At 40.1% G+C, this 16441-nt stretch carries 13 protein-coding genes; 5 read left to right on the top strand and 8 right to left on the bottom strand.

Going from position 1 to position 16441, the window contains the following annotated elements; translation table 11 throughout:
• Positions 1 to 605 precede the first annotated feature (605 nt).
• The 3 genes from ACJJVX_RS19885 to can are packed head-to-tail and all read left to right on the top strand — an operon-like array spanning position 606 to position 3538.
• On the top strand, positions 606 to 1655 hold the full coding sequence (locus tag ACJJVX_RS19885; protein WP_082355724.1) for an ABC transporter substrate-binding protein: 1050 nt from the start codon (positions 606 to 608) through the stop codon (positions 1653 to 1655).
• Positions 1656 to 1688: 33 nt separating this feature from the next.
• Positions 1689 to 2873 carry a methyltransferase gene (locus ACJJVX_RS19880; protein WP_054204922.1) on the top strand — a complete coding sequence of 395 codons (1185 nt, stop codon included), beginning with the start codon at positions 1689 to 1691 and terminating at the stop codon, positions 2871 to 2873.
• An 11-nt stretch (positions 2874 to 2884) separates the two neighbouring features.
• Positions 2885 to 3538 (top strand): carbonate dehydratase, encoded by a 654-nt coding sequence (gene can / locus ACJJVX_RS19875; RefSeq protein WP_054204921.1) that lies wholly within the window; start codon positions 2885 to 2887, stop codon positions 3536 to 3538.
• Between the two features lie 57 nt (positions 3539 to 3595).
• Here the strand turns inward: can and ACJJVX_RS19870 are convergent, their stop codons facing one another.
• The 5 genes from ACJJVX_RS19870 to ACJJVX_RS19850 all read right to left on the bottom strand — a co-directional run bounded on the left by ACJJVX_RS19870 (position 3596) and on the right by ACJJVX_RS19850 (position 6330).
• A complete protein-coding gene (locus ACJJVX_RS19870; RefSeq protein ID WP_054204920.1) occupies positions 3596 to 4051 on the bottom strand; it encodes a carboxymuconolactone decarboxylase family protein in 456 nt (151 codons plus the stop codon).
• Positions 4052 to 4141: 90 nt separating this feature from the next.
• On the bottom strand, positions 4142 to 4945 hold the full coding sequence (locus tag ACJJVX_RS19865) for an AraC family transcriptional regulator (protein WP_054204919.1): 804 nt from the start codon (positions 4943 to 4945) through the stop codon (positions 4142 to 4144).
• Positions 4946 to 4953: 8 nt separating this feature from the next.
• On the bottom strand, positions 4954 to 5742 hold the full coding sequence (map, locus tag ACJJVX_RS19860; RefSeq protein ID WP_054204918.1) for a type I methionyl aminopeptidase: 789 nt from the start codon (positions 5740 to 5742) through the stop codon (positions 4954 to 4956).
• Positions 5735 to 5941 carry a ParD-like family protein gene (locus ACJJVX_RS19855; protein WP_054204917.1) on the bottom strand — a complete coding sequence of 69 codons (207 nt, stop codon included), beginning with the start codon at positions 5939 to 5941 and terminating at the stop codon, positions 5735 to 5737. The genes map and ACJJVX_RS19855 overlap by 8 nt, the downstream gene beginning before the upstream one ends.
• Positions 5942 to 6054: 113 nt before the next feature.
• Positions 6055 to 6330 carry a ubiquinone biosynthesis accessory factor UbiK gene (locus tag ACJJVX_RS19850; protein WP_054204916.1) on the bottom strand — a complete coding sequence of 92 codons (276 nt, stop codon included), beginning with the start codon at positions 6328 to 6330 and terminating at the stop codon, positions 6055 to 6057.
• Between the two features lie 113 nt (positions 6331 to 6443).
• On the opposite strand from ACJJVX_RS19850, the gene rep reads away from it, so the two are divergent.
• On the top strand, positions 6444 to 8462 hold the full coding sequence (gene rep, locus ACJJVX_RS19845; protein ID WP_054204953.1) for a DNA helicase Rep: 2019 nt from the start codon (positions 6444 to 6446) through the stop codon (positions 8460 to 8462).
• A gap of 29 nt (positions 8463 to 8491) precedes the next feature.
• Here the strand turns inward: rep and ACJJVX_RS19840 are convergent, their stop codons facing one another.
• From ACJJVX_RS19840 to elbB, 3 genes are all read right to left on the bottom strand, one after another.
• Positions 8492 to 11071, bottom strand: a complete 2580-nt coding sequence (locus ACJJVX_RS19840) for a diguanylate cyclase domain-containing protein (protein ID WP_054204915.1) — start codon at positions 11069 to 11071, stop codon at positions 8492 to 8494.
• A 197-nt stretch (positions 11072 to 11268) separates the two neighbouring features.
• Positions 11269 to 11658 carry a cytochrome c5 family protein gene (locus tag ACJJVX_RS19835; RefSeq protein ID WP_054204914.1) on the bottom strand — a complete coding sequence of 130 codons (390 nt, stop codon included), beginning with the start codon at positions 11656 to 11658 and terminating at the stop codon, positions 11269 to 11271.
• Positions 11659 to 12211: 553 nt separating this feature from the next.
• Positions 12212 to 12862, bottom strand: coding sequence for an isoprenoid biosynthesis glyoxalase ElbB (gene elbB / locus ACJJVX_RS19830; RefSeq protein WP_054204913.1), 651 nt, complete (start codon positions 12860 to 12862; stop codon positions 12212 to 12214).
• 806 nt (positions 12863 to 13668) lie between these two features.
• Between elbB and polA the strand changes: the two genes are divergently transcribed.
• Complete coding sequence (polA, locus tag ACJJVX_RS19825; RefSeq protein WP_342883504.1) at positions 13669 to 16404, top strand: DNA polymerase I; 2736 nt, start codon at positions 13669 to 13671, stop codon at positions 16402 to 16404.
• Positions 16405 to 16441 lie beyond the last annotated feature (37 nt).

Genomic DNA, 16441 nt, shown 5'->3' with positions numbered 1-16441 from the left:
ATGGTTTCATTGAGAATTTCATGTCGATATTCACGAAGAAATACGAAGAGTTTGCCATGTGTTTTTAAACGGCTACAGATTAATTTTTCTTTTTTACTCAATGCTTCAGGGCATTGCCAATGGCGATTATATTTCATGATATGACTACGTTAGCTAAGACACGCTATTTGATCATGAATTGAAGCAAATGTCGATCTGGTTAGAATGTATACTGATCGGTGCTCTAGGGCGTGCTGCGCTTTCGTGATTAATTTTGCAGCAGTATGTTTGGTATTTAGGCAAGGTATAGCCTATGTAGTGTGGTTGTTCCCCATAAATAGGCGATAACGCAGTATAAATGCCAAACATGCGCTGCCCAAAGGGTTCTTCCTAGGGGCGATTGACTCTTTGTTGCTCGATTTTTACTTAGCCCGCTAGGTTACAAACCTCGCGCCGCGATTAAATCGCCCCTAGATTGAACAAATTTCAATCCACAAAGGTCAACACGCCCTAGCACTTTGCAATAAACAGTATTTAACGCGAGATACTGTTTATTGCACATATTTTTTGGTCTTATCAAGCCTGTTATCTATAGTTATATAATTAAAGTGCCTAGCTAGGTTTGCATGTTGCCATTTAAAAGGTTGTTAACACTAAGTGTGGCTGCTTTGTTGTTCAGTACAGCAAGCTTTGCCAGTAAAAATGTTACACTGCAATTGAAGTGGCTCCATCAATTTCAGTTTGCCGGCTATTATATGGCTGCTGAAAAAGGCTTTTATAAAGATGCTGGCTTGAATGTCACTATCTTACCCGCGGATCCAGATAACCCGGATACTTTTAGTAAAGTACTGGGTGGACAAGCCCACTTTGGGGTTGGCCATTCAGGAATATTACAGCATAGAATTGATGGCAAACCGCTGGTGGCTATGGCCGCGATATTACAATTTTCACCGTATTGTTGGATGGTAAAAAGAAGCTCCGAAATTTTTCATCCTAGGGATTTTGCTAATAAACGCATTAGCAGTATTAGTCGTAAAGAAAGTGCAGAACTACTGGTAATGCTAGAGCGCAGTGGTATTAACACTTCAAAACTCCCCGTTTATTCAGGAAGTGGTGGGAGCCAAGACTGGCTTGATGGATTACTTGATGCGATGCAGGTGTATGTAACTAACGAACCATTTTTGATGCGTCAGGCGGGGGTTGAACATAGATTAATTTGCCCACAAAAGTATGGCATTAATGTCTACAGCGATATTCTTTATACCACCGAAAATATGCTTTTATACCATCCACAAACAGTGGAAAATTTTCATCAGGCGAGCTTAAAAGGGTGGCGCTATGCGATGATGAATTTAGATGAGTCAATTGCCGTTATCCAACAACATTACGCTCCTAATAAAAGTCTTAGCGAATTAACGTATGAAGCTGAGGTCTTAAAGGATTATATTTTACCTCCTGGGACTCATCTCGGCGCTATGTCGATGGCTAAATGGCGATTGATCGCAGACTTATATAAGTTCGATCAGACTGTGTTTAATAGCGCAAAAGAAGGGTTTATCTACTCTTATGATAGACCTGAAGAAATACAAATGTCCTGGATGTTGATCGCTGCAATTATTTTAACTTTATTATCAATACCGCTTTATTTACGACTGATGCTGAGAAAAAGCGTATAATATACACATTCACATTTTACCGCTTATGATCATATGACCCTTGCTGAGCAGTTTACAGCCCTCGATAACCTATTAATAACACACCGTAATTTTTGGCAGTGTACAGCTTTTGATTTTGACGAATTACCATGGCCTGAGTTAGTCCCAGTTTTTGATTTATTAAGCGATGAACAGGTTGCTGAACTGGATACTGATCAGAATGCGCTCTACCAACTTTTTAGCCCCTATATACCCGGTTTGGATACTCTTACTTCTTTGTGTGAGTTAACGGCTGCAAACACAGATCGTGATGAATATCCTTTTTGGCTAAGTAATGGTATTAAAGGGCGTAAATTTACACAATTACAAGACTTTGTCAGTGCACTTGAGCGACCACGGCCTGCGTTACCTATTTTAGAATGGTGTGCGGGGAAAGGGCATTTAGGTCGAATGCTTGCATTTAACAAAGCCTCTAATGTGCACAGTATAGAACTCCAGCAATCATTATGTGAGCAAGGTGAAAAAAGTGCACAACAACAAGGACTGGCTATGCGATTTACTCAGGCCGATGTGTTAAAAGACAACGTTGCTAAGCATTTTTATCCAGCTCTGCATGCCGTTGCTTTGCATGCCTGCGGCGGATTGCATCAAACGTTTATGTATCAGGCCTGCCTTGCAAAAACGCAGCAGATCAGCTTTTCACCGTGTTGCTATCACTTATTTACAGAGGATACTTATCAAGGCATGAGCGTTGAGGCTAAAAAAAGCGAGCTGCGCCTATGCCATCGTGATTTGAAATTAGCGCTACAGGAAATGGTTACGGCACCATCGCGGGTGGCTAAAATACGTGAGACAGAAGTTGAATGGCGCTTAGGGTTTGATGCACTGCGTAAATCTCTCACAGGCTCACAATGCTATGTTAGTGTGCCTTCAGTACATAAAGCTATTTTCTCCGGTTCATTTAAAGCATTTTGTGCATGGGCGGCGGATAAAAAATCGTTAGAGTTACCTCAAGGCATTGATTACGAGTCATTTTTACTAAAGGGGAAAATGCGCAAAAAGGTGACTGATCGCATTGAACTGGTTCGACATGTATTTAGAAGAGCAATTGAGGTTTGGCTTGTGCTCGATCGTGCTTTATATTTGCAGCAACAGGGTTATCAAGTGAGCGTGACAACATTTTGCGAAAAGCAATTAACCCCACGTAATATCTTGATCCAAGCAAGTTTACCGTCATAAAAAGAGATGCAATGAGAAATTTAAAAAATTTATTTGAGAATAATAAACGCTGGGCCGAGCGTACTTGCAAAGACGATCCTGAGTTTTTTAAAATTCTATCAATGCAGCAAAACCCAGAATACTTATGGATAGGTTGCTCTGATTCACGTGTCCCTGCCAACGAGATTGTGGACTTAATGCCGGGTGAGTTATTTGTGCATCGTAATGTGGCAAATGTAGTAGTACATACAGATCATAATTGTTTATCTGTTATGCAGTACGCTGTTGAAGTACTCAAAGTAAAACATATTATGGTTGTTGGTCATTATGGCTGTGGTGGCGTACAAGCGGTGCTTAATGATGCAAAATTTGGCCTTATTGATAATTGGTTGCGTCATGTTGGTGATGTTAAAGAAAAATTCCTTAGCCAAATAAATAACATGCCCGAGCAAGAGCGTTTAAATTGTTTGATCGAGCTAAATGTTATTGAGCAAGTGCGTAATGTGTGCCGTACTAATATTGTGCAAGAAGCATGGTCTCGCGGGCAAGAGTTAACGATTCATGGTTGGGTGTATGGTTTAGCTAATGGTCATTTGCATGATTTAGGATCAGTTGTAACATGTGCGGATGAAGTAAATAGCCAATACCAAAATGCCTCAGTCGAAGTGTTTAAGCGTACATTATAATTTATACCCAAATATAGTTTTAGTATGTTTGGGTATGACCATCGTTTGATGTGCATTTTAAATATCAGGTTTAAACTCTAGGCTAACTGCTATTCTATTCCAGCTATTGATCTCCAAAATAACAGTTGTTAGTTCTAGCATGCCTTGTTCGCCAAAGGCGTTGATTATGCTTTGGTAGATTTCGTCGGTGATAGTTGCCTGACTAATAGTGGTTAACGCTTCACTCCATGCTAATGCGGTTTTCTCTGCATCAGTAAAGGCATCGACTTCTTGCCATTCACTTAAAATATCTAACCGAGCTTGAGTTTCATGGTTTTTTCTGGCTTCATTAATGTGCATATTTAGACAAAACGCACAGTGATTAATTTGCGAAACCCGTATTTTAACTAAGTGGATGATGGTTTGATTGAGCGCATTATTTTTTGAAAAATCAACGTTACCTAGTTCTATAAGGTGCTTGGGAATGCGTGGGATCAGTGTATATAGTGCTTGTTGGGATAGACGATTAGCCATGTTTTTCCTCAATAGTGAATTGTTATTGAGGTTATACATTAAGTAATTATGTGTTTGCTGCCTTGTAGTTTTGCGACATTGTGGGGTAGTTTAGGTGAGAATGCTTAATATTTTACGTTTGCGATATTGCTGTGGTGTTTCAAAGGTGAAATTGAGAAACGAATGAGTGAAATGTGCATGATCATAATAACCACACTGTAATGCAATATCAGTTACTGAGGCGTGACTATTACTTAGTAATGCTCGCGCAGTTTTGAGCCGATAAAATTGCTGCAATTGGCCGGGGCTCAAGCCTGCTTCTTTTTTTAAGCGCCGCTCTAACGTTCGCCGTGTTAATCCTAACTCTTTGCTTATATCGGTGGCAGAGTTCTTATGCTGGATTAGCTTTTGTATCACCTGCAGCGTGCTGCTTTTAGCAAGTTTATTGCTAATAGCTTGGTTGAGCAGCCATTGTTCGAGTAGGTATAATTGGCTGGTAAGTGGGCTGTTGTGCATTTTTTCAACGCATGCTATTAAACTGCTATACCAACGAGGGGTAAAGTCATAGCCTAGCAAGTAACTCTCTTCAGCTAAGTCATGCAATGCTATTCCGAGTAGGTGGTAAGCGCCTGTAGGAGCAAAGCGAATACTTAATAGACTATCGTGATTAGAAAAGGTTTTTGCAAGAGTATGGCGATTGAACGTGAAACTAACGATTGGCGTATCATGGCTAAAATCAATGGTTAAGCTTGCGCCTGCATCTGGGTAGAGTTTTTCGTCAAACAATTGCGCTGTTTGCGCGCCCGAAGCACCAATTTTCCAATAACACTGCACCCAATCAGCTAAGCGTTGATCGGGCGAGAATTTTTCAAAGCTCAGGTGAGACAGTTGATTATTTACCAATAAAGTGGGCATTGTTTAGCTTAGTCTACACAATCGTTGGTGAGCTCTTCTTCTCGCAAGGTTAGTACTTCATAGCCATCAGCAGTGACAACAATAGTATGTTCCCATTGTGCAGAGAGTTTCTTGTCTCGGGTGATCACAGTCCAGCCATCTGGTTTGGTTTTTACCTTTGCGGCACCTTGATTGATCATTGGCTCAATAGTGAAGGTCATCCCTTCTTTTAGTTCTACCCCGGTGTTGCGTTTTCCGTAATGCAAAACTTGCGGTTCTTCATGCATTTGCTCACCAATGCCATGGCCGCAGTATTCACGAACAACACTGTAACCATTAGTGTGGGCAAAGTTAGCAATGGCGTTGCCAATATCGCCTAACCTTATTCCAGGCTTAACAAGTTTGATCCCTTGCCACATTGCCTCATAGGTTTTCTCAACTAAGCGTTGCGCTAGCGGTGAGACTTCACCAAGCATATACATTTTACTGGAATCAGCGATATACCCATTTTTTTCAAGAGTAATATCTAGATTAACAATATCACCCGACTTTAATGCTCGTTTAGCGTCAGGAAAACCATGGCATACAACTTCATTTACAGAACTATTTAGTACATAAGGGTAATCGTATTGACCTTTACTGGCAGGGCGAGCGGCGAGTTCATCAACAATATAGCGCTCGACTAAATCATTTATTTCCATCGTTGTGATGCCGATTTTTACCTGCTCGTCTAAATAAGCAAAGACCCGAGCGAGCAAACGACCAGACTCTCGCATCAGTGCAATTTGTGCGGGCGTTTTAATAATTATCTCACTCATGTAAATTTTCTCCCACTGTTACATTGGCATGTGCGAGTTGTTGTTTGATAATTTCGGCGTAGGTCATGGTTGGATTAAGCTCGGCCAACATGCCAATTTTTATCCAGTATTCAGATTGAGAGTTAATTGAACGCACCATAGTGGTACTAGCTTTACGAATTTCTTCGTGGAGTTGATCGCTGATTTTTACAATGCCCATGCGTTTGCCAATATATAAAACGTATACACATCGTATATAGGCAAGGATGTAAATGCAAGAGCTAAAACAAATCAGGCAGCCGAAGCTGCCTGAAAAAATAATTTTGGGCGTTATTATACTTGCGAGTCAATGTTGTCATTGCTGCTAGTGAGTTGCTGCTCTAATAAGGCAACTTTGGCTTCAAGCTCGGTTAGCTTTTCACGGGTGCGAATAAGTACTTGGCTTTGCACATCAAATTCTTCGCGGCTGACAAAGTCCATCTCAGCAAGCTTATTTTGAATAGCTTGTTTGGTTTTTGCTTCAAACGTATCGGCAAGGTTTTTAACACCTTGTGGCATGTTGTTAGAAATTTGCTTGGCAATTTCTTCAAGTTTTGCTGGGTTGATCATGTCTGTCCCTTACTCTCGCGTAAATGATAATGACCAATATTACCTTATTGGCTAGGCGTATTGTAGTGATTACGTTAAAATTGGCTGTCTTTAATGCAATCTCTTTGGTCGATATGAAACTCAATCCTAAACAAGATGAAGCGGTAAAATATATTAGTGGTCCATGCCTAGTGCTGGCAGGGGCTGGCTCAGGGAAAACCCGTGTAATTACTAATAAAATCGCTTACTTAGTACAAAAATGTGAGTATCAAGCACGTAATATTGCAGCGGTAACCTTTACCAATAAAGCGGCAAAAGAGATGCGTGAGCGCGTTTTTCAAACCTTAGGTAAAAAAGAGTCTAAAGGCTTGTGGGTTTCTACGTTTCATACCCTAGGGCTTGAAATCATTAAAAAAGAGCTAACAACACTGGGATTTAAACCAGGTTTTTCGCTGTTTGATGATCAAGATACCAGCCAGCTGATTGCTGATTTAACCGAAGAAGAGCTCAAAAAAGACAAAGATTTACTCAACTTATTAAAAATGCAAATAGGTAGCTGGAAGAACGAATTAATTCTACCAGAGCAAGCCATTCGCGAAGCGCGAGATCCACAAAAAGCGTTATTTGCACAGTTGTATGCGCGTTATCAAATTCAGCTACGTGCTTACAACGCGCTGGATTTTGATGATTTGATTATGATCCCAACGTTGCTGCTTACCAATAATGCAACGTCGCGTGAGCGCTGGCAGCAACGGTTTCGTTACCTGTTAGTGGATGAATATCAAGATACTAACACCAGCCAATATCAATTAGTTAAGCTGTTAGTTGGTGAGCGTGCGCGTTTTACAGTGGTAGGTGATGATGATCAATCTATTTATTCTTGGCGTGGCGCTCGGCCACAAAACTTAGTACTCCTTAGCAAGGATTACCCAGGTTTAAGGTTAATCAAGTTAGAGCAAAATTATCGTAGTGTGAAGCGCGTTTTAAAAGCGGCTAATATTCTGATTGCCAATAATCCTCATGAATTTGAGAAAAAGCTGTTTAGTGATTTAGAAAATGGTGAGCCGTTAAAAGTAATTGGTTGTCGTGATGAAGAGCACGAATCAGAGCGCGTTGTTGCAGAAATTATCTCGCATAAATTTATGAAGCGCACCAGTTACAAAGATTACGCTATTTTATACCGTGGTAATCATCAGGCGCGTGGTTTTGAAAAATCACTCATGAGTAACCGCATACCGTATAAAATTAGTGGCGGTATGTCGTTTTTCTCACGTTCAGAAATTAAAGATATTATGGCGTACCTACGCTTATTGGTTAATCAAGATGACGATAACGCATTTTTACGTATCGTAAATACCCCGCGACGTGAAATTGGTACAGTGACGCTTGAAAAACTGGGCACTTTGGCCAATGAAAAGCATGCGAGCTTATTTGCTACTTGTTTTGATAATGACTTGGGTTACCGTTTAAAGGGACGAGGTTTGAACTCGCTGGCAGGATTTGCTCGTTGGGTTGTTGAGCTTTCAGATAATGCAGTACGTGGCGATACGTTAGAAGCAGTAAAAGATTTAGTGAGACAAATAAATTACGAAGCCTATTTGTACGAGTCATCTCCAAGTGCAAAAGCGGCTGAAATGCGTATGAAAAACGTCTCTGAATTATATCGTTGGATCACCGATATGTTAACCGGCGATGCTGATAATCAACCTTTAACGCTTGCTGAAGTTGTGAGTAAGTTAACTTTACGCGATATGCTAGAGCGTAATGAGGAAGAAGACGAAGCCGATGCCGTGCAGTTATCAACGTTACATGCATCAAAGGGTTTAGAGTATCCTTACGTGTTTATGGTCGGTATGGAGGAAGGGTTACTGCCGCACCAAGTAAGTATTGACGAGGATAATGTAGATGAAGAGCGCCGTTTGGCGTACGTAGGTATTACCCGTGCTCAACAGGAGTTGACCATGACCTATGCAAAAATTCGTCGTCAATTTGGCGAAACATCACAAACCGAGTTGAGTCGATTTATACAAGAACTACCGCAAGATGATTTAGAGTTTGAGAATCGAAAGGCACCAAATACCCAAGCTCAGCGGATGGAAAAAGGCCAAGCTCGTGTTGCAAATTTAAGAGCGATGCTTAAAAAACCAGAGTAGTGGTTTGGGTATGTTTATCCAGGGCTGGGCTAATTAAGTATCTGTTCGTTATTGAGTGGAGCATTTTTTATAAGGGGAATGTTTATCGCATGTTGTTTCCCAACAAAAAGTGATAATCCATGGGTATCGAGTAGGGCTCTAAAATTAAGAATTGAAGGGCCCTTTGCAATGACTTTTATTTGTTTTATTTTCGTAATTGCTAACACGCCTTGCAGCTGTAAATCGTAGCTTTCTTGCTGCAAAACACGTTTGCTAAAAGTAGAGCTAAGCAATAAATAATCAAACTGTAACTCGGTCAATAAATTTAGCTCGCAACGGTCTTTGGCAAAGTCATTTAAGCCAATTGAATATCCTTGTTCGCTTAAAGTTTTTAGGTTACTTACTTGTACCGCCGATGCATAACGAATTTCTTGTTCGTTAAATAACAGGCAAATATGGTTTTTAATATTCAAGTTTTTAAGTGATTGGCATAAGGCCCTAAATTCCGTTTTTTCTAGTAGTAGTCCTGAGCAGGGAAATAAAATCATCGCTAATTGTGCCGATTTAGCTTGCTCGCATGCATTACGCAGTAGTTGTAACTCAACCTCTAATTGTTGCGCTTTATCAGCTGCAAATTTCTTGAGTATGTCAAAACTGGTACTGCCAAGTACAGGATGCTCTCCAAATGCTTCAAGTAATGTTTCTGACTGATATTGTTCACTAAGGGTAACAATTTCAGAGCTGCGAAAATTCATCGGGAGTGAGTCTAAATGGTGGCTTGATTCAAACACATGATGACTTGAAGCTGCATTAACACTCAGCAGAGGATGATAAAATTCAAAACGGCTACGACCTGCATTTTTTGCGTAATACATCGCGGCATCGGCATCTCTAATAATTTCATCGGTATGTTTATAATTCTTTTTTGAATATGTAATGCCTATACTTGCACCACTTTGTACGCAAATTCCTTTCATACAAAATGGTTTTTTCATTATTTTAATCAATCTTTTAGCAATGTCTTCAGCTTGCTGGCGACAGGTTAAATGCGTTAATAAGATAACAAATTCATCGCCTCCTAATCGCGCTAATAAATCGTGTTCGCGTATACATTGGGAGAATGACTCACCAACACCGATTAAAAATTGATCTCCAGCCTGATGGCCGAGTTGATCATTTATGTCTTTAAATTTATCCAAATCAATAAACAGTACTGCAAACTCTTGCTCAGGGTAGCGCTGATAATGCTGTAATGTTTTTTCTAACTGGGTTAAAAACAAACTACGATTTGGTAGTCCTGTAAGAGGATCATGATGAGCGTCATGGTACAATTGTTGTTCTATTTTTTTGCGCTCTTCGATTTGCATATGCAAATGCATATTTGTTTGGCTGATTTCTTTTGTTTTTTCTGCAACGCGAAGTTCAAGATCTTGATGGCTTTCTTTTAATGCTTGGTTAGCTAAATGAGCCTGTAATACGGTCGCTATTTGATGCGAAACAAATGTAATTAGTTCAAAGTCATCTTGGCTAAAGTTATGTTTGTTACTATAGGCTTGGCAAACAATAAGACCAATAACACCTTGCGCTGTTTTCAGTGGAGCGCCGAGCCAGCTTGTGGCAGTCTGTGATTCAGGTACTTGGGTTGGTCGTTCAATTATACCAGAATCAATGAGAATGTTTGCTCGCTTATCATCAATTAACTGCGTTTGTTCAGTGCTGATCACTAATTCGCTGTAACCCTTAGCAAAGGGACGAGGTTGGGTATTGTGATTAAACTCATCAATGCAATAGGGGAAGCTCAGCCAACCAGACTCTCGGTCATGTAAGGCTATATATAAGTTATCAGCATAAGTAATTGATTTTATTATTTCATGTACTTGTTGGTACACTTCTTCTATGTGTTTACTCTGTGTTGCAAGCTCTGAGATTTTAAACAAAATATGCTGGCGTTCTAGGGTTTTTTTATGCTGCTCTACTTCTAAGTTAAGTGCTTCGTTACTTTGAGTGAGTGCGCGCGTTCTAATTTTTACTTCTGACTCGAGTAGTTCCCGTTTTTTAACCCGCTCGATTGCTGTTGATAGATATAGCGACATTACTTCAAGTAGCTCTATCTGTTGTTCGCTATAGCTTTGTTGCTTATCGTAACTCTGCGCAACTAATACACCAATTATGCTTTGCTCTCGGTAGACGGGCACACCAACCCAATGTTCCGCAGGCGTACCAAGCACGCGGAATAAACCTTTATCAGCAGCAGCCTGCATTTCATCACCTTGATAGTAGGTGGTTTTTCCGCATTTAAATACATAACCGGTAACCCCATAGCTAAAATTATGGTCTTGATGAAGAGGCACCGAAATACCATCTTTTTCATCTGCAAAATAAGACAGCTCAAGTGTATTGGTAAATTGATTTAGTAGAACAACATAAAAGCTTTTACTTGGTACGTAATCTTGCAAAATGTTATGTATGGCGGGGTAGAGCAGGCTTAATTCGGCAACAGTACTGGCTTGCTCTGATAATTGTATCAGGGCATTTTGCAAGTGATGTGATTGCTTGTACTTCTGTACTAGTGCATTTAAACGTGCATTCTTGTGCTCTAGTTTTTGTAGTAAAGCTGCTTTATCTTCCACTAACGTAGGACCGATTGTTATTATTGTATATTTATTATTCTTATATTTTCATTTTTTAGCTTAATCGTCAAGTGGATAATAGTATTAGAAAGGGATAATGAAAAATAATGATATAAGACTTTATTTTTATACTTCGGCAATAAAAAAGGCTGATAAAAATCAGCCTTTCATTATTTAGTCTAAGTAATTAAGTATTACTATTTAGTCATGAACGTAATAGCTGCTTGAATCTCATCATCAGAGCAGTCCATACACGTGCCTCTAGGAGGCATTGCATTAAAGCCATTAATAGCATGTTCTAAAAGTGTGTCAGCACCTTTAGCTAAGCGAGGCGTCCAATCGTCAGCAGATTTAGGTGCACCTAATGCACCTGTACCGTGACATGCAAAACATGATGCTTGGTAAACTTGCTCGCCAGTACGAGGGCCAGTAGGCACATCAGCAACTGCTGCTTTAGCGCCTTCAAAGTAAACGGCACCAATAGGTGCGATACGTTTTTTGATTGCATCTTCAGTCATAGAGTTATCATATGGCTGTGCGTATGCGGTAGTTGTTAGCAATAATAATGCAGCTGATAGTTTTTTCATTTTGCCTTGCTCACTTCGATTTGAACGTGATCAATCACGATAGATGACGGAATTTAGAACGATTATAACGCTTAGCCACCATTTATAAAACGCTACGATGGATTTTTATTATGAAAAAACAATATTTTTTGCGTTAGCGCAAGAAATGACACAATGGAACTTGTCGGTTTAAGGGACTTGGCTGGTATTTTAGGCACGTTAGGCATGATGAAGTTTATAGTGGAATAACTTAACCACGCTAAACGTCTAACGGGCTAAGTTATTCTAATTATTATACCTAAACCATCTCAAGATGCGAGCGTCGTTGGAATTTAAAGCGATTTAGGCAAGGCATTGGTTGCAAGTAATAGTCGTTCTATTGTTAAAATCAATCTTTTATAAAAGCAACGCAGTATAAATCTCTTTAAAAACAACCGACTGGGTGTTTTAAAGGTACTTACTCTCATCGTTGTTACTTCTTAAAAGGGACTGCCATTGTTGCAAAATAACGCCTTGATATTAAGCCCCTGTGAAACGCTGAATTCTGTATCTTGAGGTGGCTCGGGTATGGTTGCTAGCTCATGCGTAATACTGCGCCAACTAGCTTTTCAATTCCAGCATCTGCTTCTAGAATCGATTGCGCTAACATGTAAGCAGGGGTGCTCACGAGTTTGTACTGTTCATCAATTACGATGTCACTTACTGCGCAACCAACGTGCTGAGCACCTAATTTTTGCATGGCGTGTGCTGTATTAGCATCATTACCAATTGTTGCTTTTACGCCAGTATTATAAATCAATGGGATCATTGCAGGGGCGATGCACATATAGCCTGCTGGCTTATTAGCATTAGCAAAGGCTTGGCAAGCACGTAACATCTGAGGATTCACCTGTGCATCAGATCCTTTTATAGCAAAATCACATAGGTTTTTTGCTGCACCAAAACCACCAGGAATAATTAAGCCATCAAAGTCATTTGCAGTGAGCTCTGTGAGAGCTTTTATATCACCGCGAGCAATACGTGCGGCTTCCACTAACACATTACGGTTAGGTTGCATTTCTTCACCATTGAGGTGATTAATGGTGTGCAATTGATCAATATCAGGAGCAAAACATTGATAACTAGCGCCTGCTTTAGCTATATGTAATAAAGTTAATACAGCTTCGTTGATTTCTGCGCCGTCATAAACACCACAACCAGCTAAAATTACAGCTATCTTTTTCATGCCTTTACTCTCCTTTAGTTTTAGTCGTATCAGTTTAGCATGGTCAACTAACTTGAGCTTTGGAATCGAGCGGGCTCGATAACTGTTCCTGCGTTATTCTACTGGCTCACATCCAGTGAGAATAAGTAAAAACCGAGCAAAGCTTCCGCGTCCTGCTCACGCCCTTACCTACATCGGTGTAGGCAACAAAGAGTTAATCGCCCCTGGGAAGAACCCTTTGGGCAGCGCATGTTTGGCATTTATAATGCGTTATCGTCTATTTATGGGGAACAACCACACGCCCTAGTCCAAAGCGCAAGTTAACTAATCGTAGTCGTGATTTCTATAAGATCACTGATGATCTTAGAAAGTTAATTTAAAATAATTTTACTTTTAAAATTAACTTTAAGCGGAGTAAAAGCACGCTATATACTTTTTTTTAAGTTTGCTAATAGGAAAAAATTATAAAGGATCGCTATGATCTTTGATCCATTGTGGTAGAATGCTCGTCCGGTTATTTAGAAGCTTTAAAATAATCGAGAAACTAGATTGAATGAACAAAGACTTAAAAATTTTTTCCACATTCAGCTAATAAAATAATAAAAAAGAACATCGTATTATCTTTTTAAATAAAACAATAACTTACATTTTTTCTAAGTCGTTTTCACTACTTTGGAAGAATTTTCCGTGGTTGTTATCTACATAGTTATCCACAGCTTACTCTTTTAATGATTACTTGCGTAACTAATTCACAGTCGTTTTCTGTACTGCCTTATGGCATGCTTGTAATTATTTAGTTTTTATCTCATTTAGGATCCAATTACACCATGGCTCAGATCCCCGAAAACCCACTTATTTTAGTTGATGGTTCATCGTATTTATTTCGTGCTTATCATTCTCCGCCACACTTAACAAACTCTAAAGGCGAAGCCACTGGCGCTATTTATGGCGTAGTTAATATGATGAAAAGTCTGATCAAGCAGTATGATCCAAGTCATATGGTGGTGATTTTTGATGCCAAAGGTAAAACCTTCCGTAACGATATGTACAGTGAATATAAAGCCAATCGCCCGCCTATGCCGGATGATTTACGCACTCAGATAGCGCCACTACACGATATTATTAGAGCGATGGGCTTTCCGTTGATCAGCATTGAAGGTGTTGAAGCCGATGATGTGATTGGTACGTTTGCACGTATTGCTTCTGAGCAAAAACGTCACGTATTAGTGTCAACGGGTGATAAAGACATGGCTCAGCTTGTTAATGAGCATGTTACTTTGATCAATACGATGACTGATAGCATTTCAGATCCCGTCACTGTGGTTGAAAAGTTCGGTGTTGGCCCTGAATTGATCATTGATTATTTAGCTTTGATGGGTGATAAGGTTGATAACATACCAGGTGTAGACGGGTGTGGACCAAAAACAGCGGTTAAGTGGTTACAAAAATATGGATCATTACAAGGTGTATTAGATCATGTGAGTGAGATCAAAGGTAAAATAGGTGAAAAGCTGGCAGCAGCAGTACCTCATTTACCATTGAGTTATGAACTTGCGACAATAAAGTGTGATGTTGAGGTTGAATCAGATCTAGATACGTTCAAGCTACAAGAACCTGATCGTGATGCGTTGATTGCTTTATATGGTGAATGTGAATTCCGCCGCTGGTTGGCTGAGTTACTCGACAATCCAAAAGATGCTGAGACTCATTTAGCCGTGCCAAGTGAAGTGAGTGAATTGCCGCAAGTGGTAGACGCTCACTATGAAACAATCCTTACTGAAACACAGCTTGATACGTTAGTTGAGCAATTAAATGCTGCTGAATTATTTGCTTTTGATACTGAAACAACCAGCTTAGATTACATGCAAGCGCAGTTAGTCGGCATGAGCTTTGCCATAAAGGCTGGTGAAGCGGTTTATTTACCCGTTGCCCACGATTACCCCGGCGCACCGCAGCAATTAAGTTTAGAGACTGTGATGGCGAAGATTGGGCCAATTTTAGCAGATGAAAATAAAGCCAAAGTAGGGCAAAACCTTAAATACGATAAAAGCGTATTAGCGAATGCTGGTTTTGAACTAAAAGGGATTAAGTTCGATACCATGCTTGAGTCATACGTGTTTAACAGTGTAGGCACACGCCACGATATGGACTCCTTAGCATTAAAATATTTAGGTCATAAGAATATCAGCTTTGAAGATATTGCAGGTAAAGGCAAAAAACAGCTAACGTTCAACCAAATTGAACTTGAAAAAGCCGCGCCGTATGCAGCAGAAGATGCGGATATAACCCTACGATTGCACCAAGTACTTTGGCCTAAAATTGAAGCCGACGATAAGCTTAAATCAGTATTCGAAGAAATTGAATTACCATTAATTAGTGTTATTTCAGATATAGAACGCACCGGCGTAGCGATTGATAGCAAGATGCTAGCAGCGCATAGCCAGCGTTTAGGTGAGCGACTTATTGAGCTTGAAAAAGAAGCGCATGAAATAGCAGGCGAACCATTTAATTTAAGTTCACCTAAGCAGTTACAAGTATTATTGTTTGAAAAGCTTGAGCTGCCAGTTATTAAGAAAACGCCAAAAGGTGCCCCATCAACCGCTGAAGAAGTGCTGCAAGAATTAGCGCATGATTACCCGTTGCCTAAAGTTATTATTGAGCACCGTGGTTTATCTAAGCTTAAATCGACCTACACTGACAAACTACCGCTAATGGTCAATGCGCAGACTAATCGCGTGCATACCTCGTATCATCAAGCAGTGACAGCAACAGGGCGTTTAAGCTCGACGGATCCAAATTTACAGAATATTCCAATTCGCTCAGAAGAAGGGCGTCGTATTCGTGAAGCATTTATAGCCGCTGAGGGTTATAAAATTGTCGCTGCCGATTACAGTCAAATTGAATTACGTATAATGGCGCATTTATCGCAAGATAAAGGCTTATTGAATGCGTTCGCACAAGGCTTAGATGTACACAGTGCAACTGCGGCTGAAGTGTTTGGTGTTGACTTAGATGATGTAACCACAGATATGCGCCGTAAAGCGAAAGCGGTAAACTTTGGTTTGATTTATGGTATGTCAGCCTTTGGTTTAGCACGTCAACTTGATGTGCCACGCCATGAAGCACAGCACTATATCGACAAATATTTTGAGCGTTTCCCGGGGGTATTAGAGTACATGGAATCAACGCGAGAAAAAGCCGCTGAAAATGGCTATGTTGAAACCATTTTTGGTCGTCGCTTACATTTACCTGAAATTAATGCTCGCAACGGTGCTCGTCGTAAAGGTGCTGAACGCGCAGCGATTAATGCGCCAATGCAAGGCACTGCGGCAGACATCATTAAAAAAGCTATGCTGACAGTTCACAAATGGGTGCATGAGCAAGCACCCAATACAGTGAAGTTATTGATGCAAGTACACGATGAATTAGTATTTGAAATCAAAACAGAATGTGCTGAAAAATACACGGTAGAAATTTGTAGATTAATGTCAGAAGCTGCGAAGCTAGATGTGCCATTAATTGTTGAAGCCGATGTTGGTGACAACTGGGAGCAAGCACATTAATAGGTAAACAAGCTCTGAGGAGTTTACAGAGTGAAAA

The organism is Pseudoalteromonas sp. Ld20, assembly GCF_045064175.1.
GTDB classification, from domain to species: Bacteria; Pseudomonadota; Gammaproteobacteria; order Enterobacterales; family Alteromonadaceae; genus Pseudoalteromonas; species Pseudoalteromonas neustonica.
This window is presented reverse-complemented; position numbering and strand designations above follow the sequence as displayed.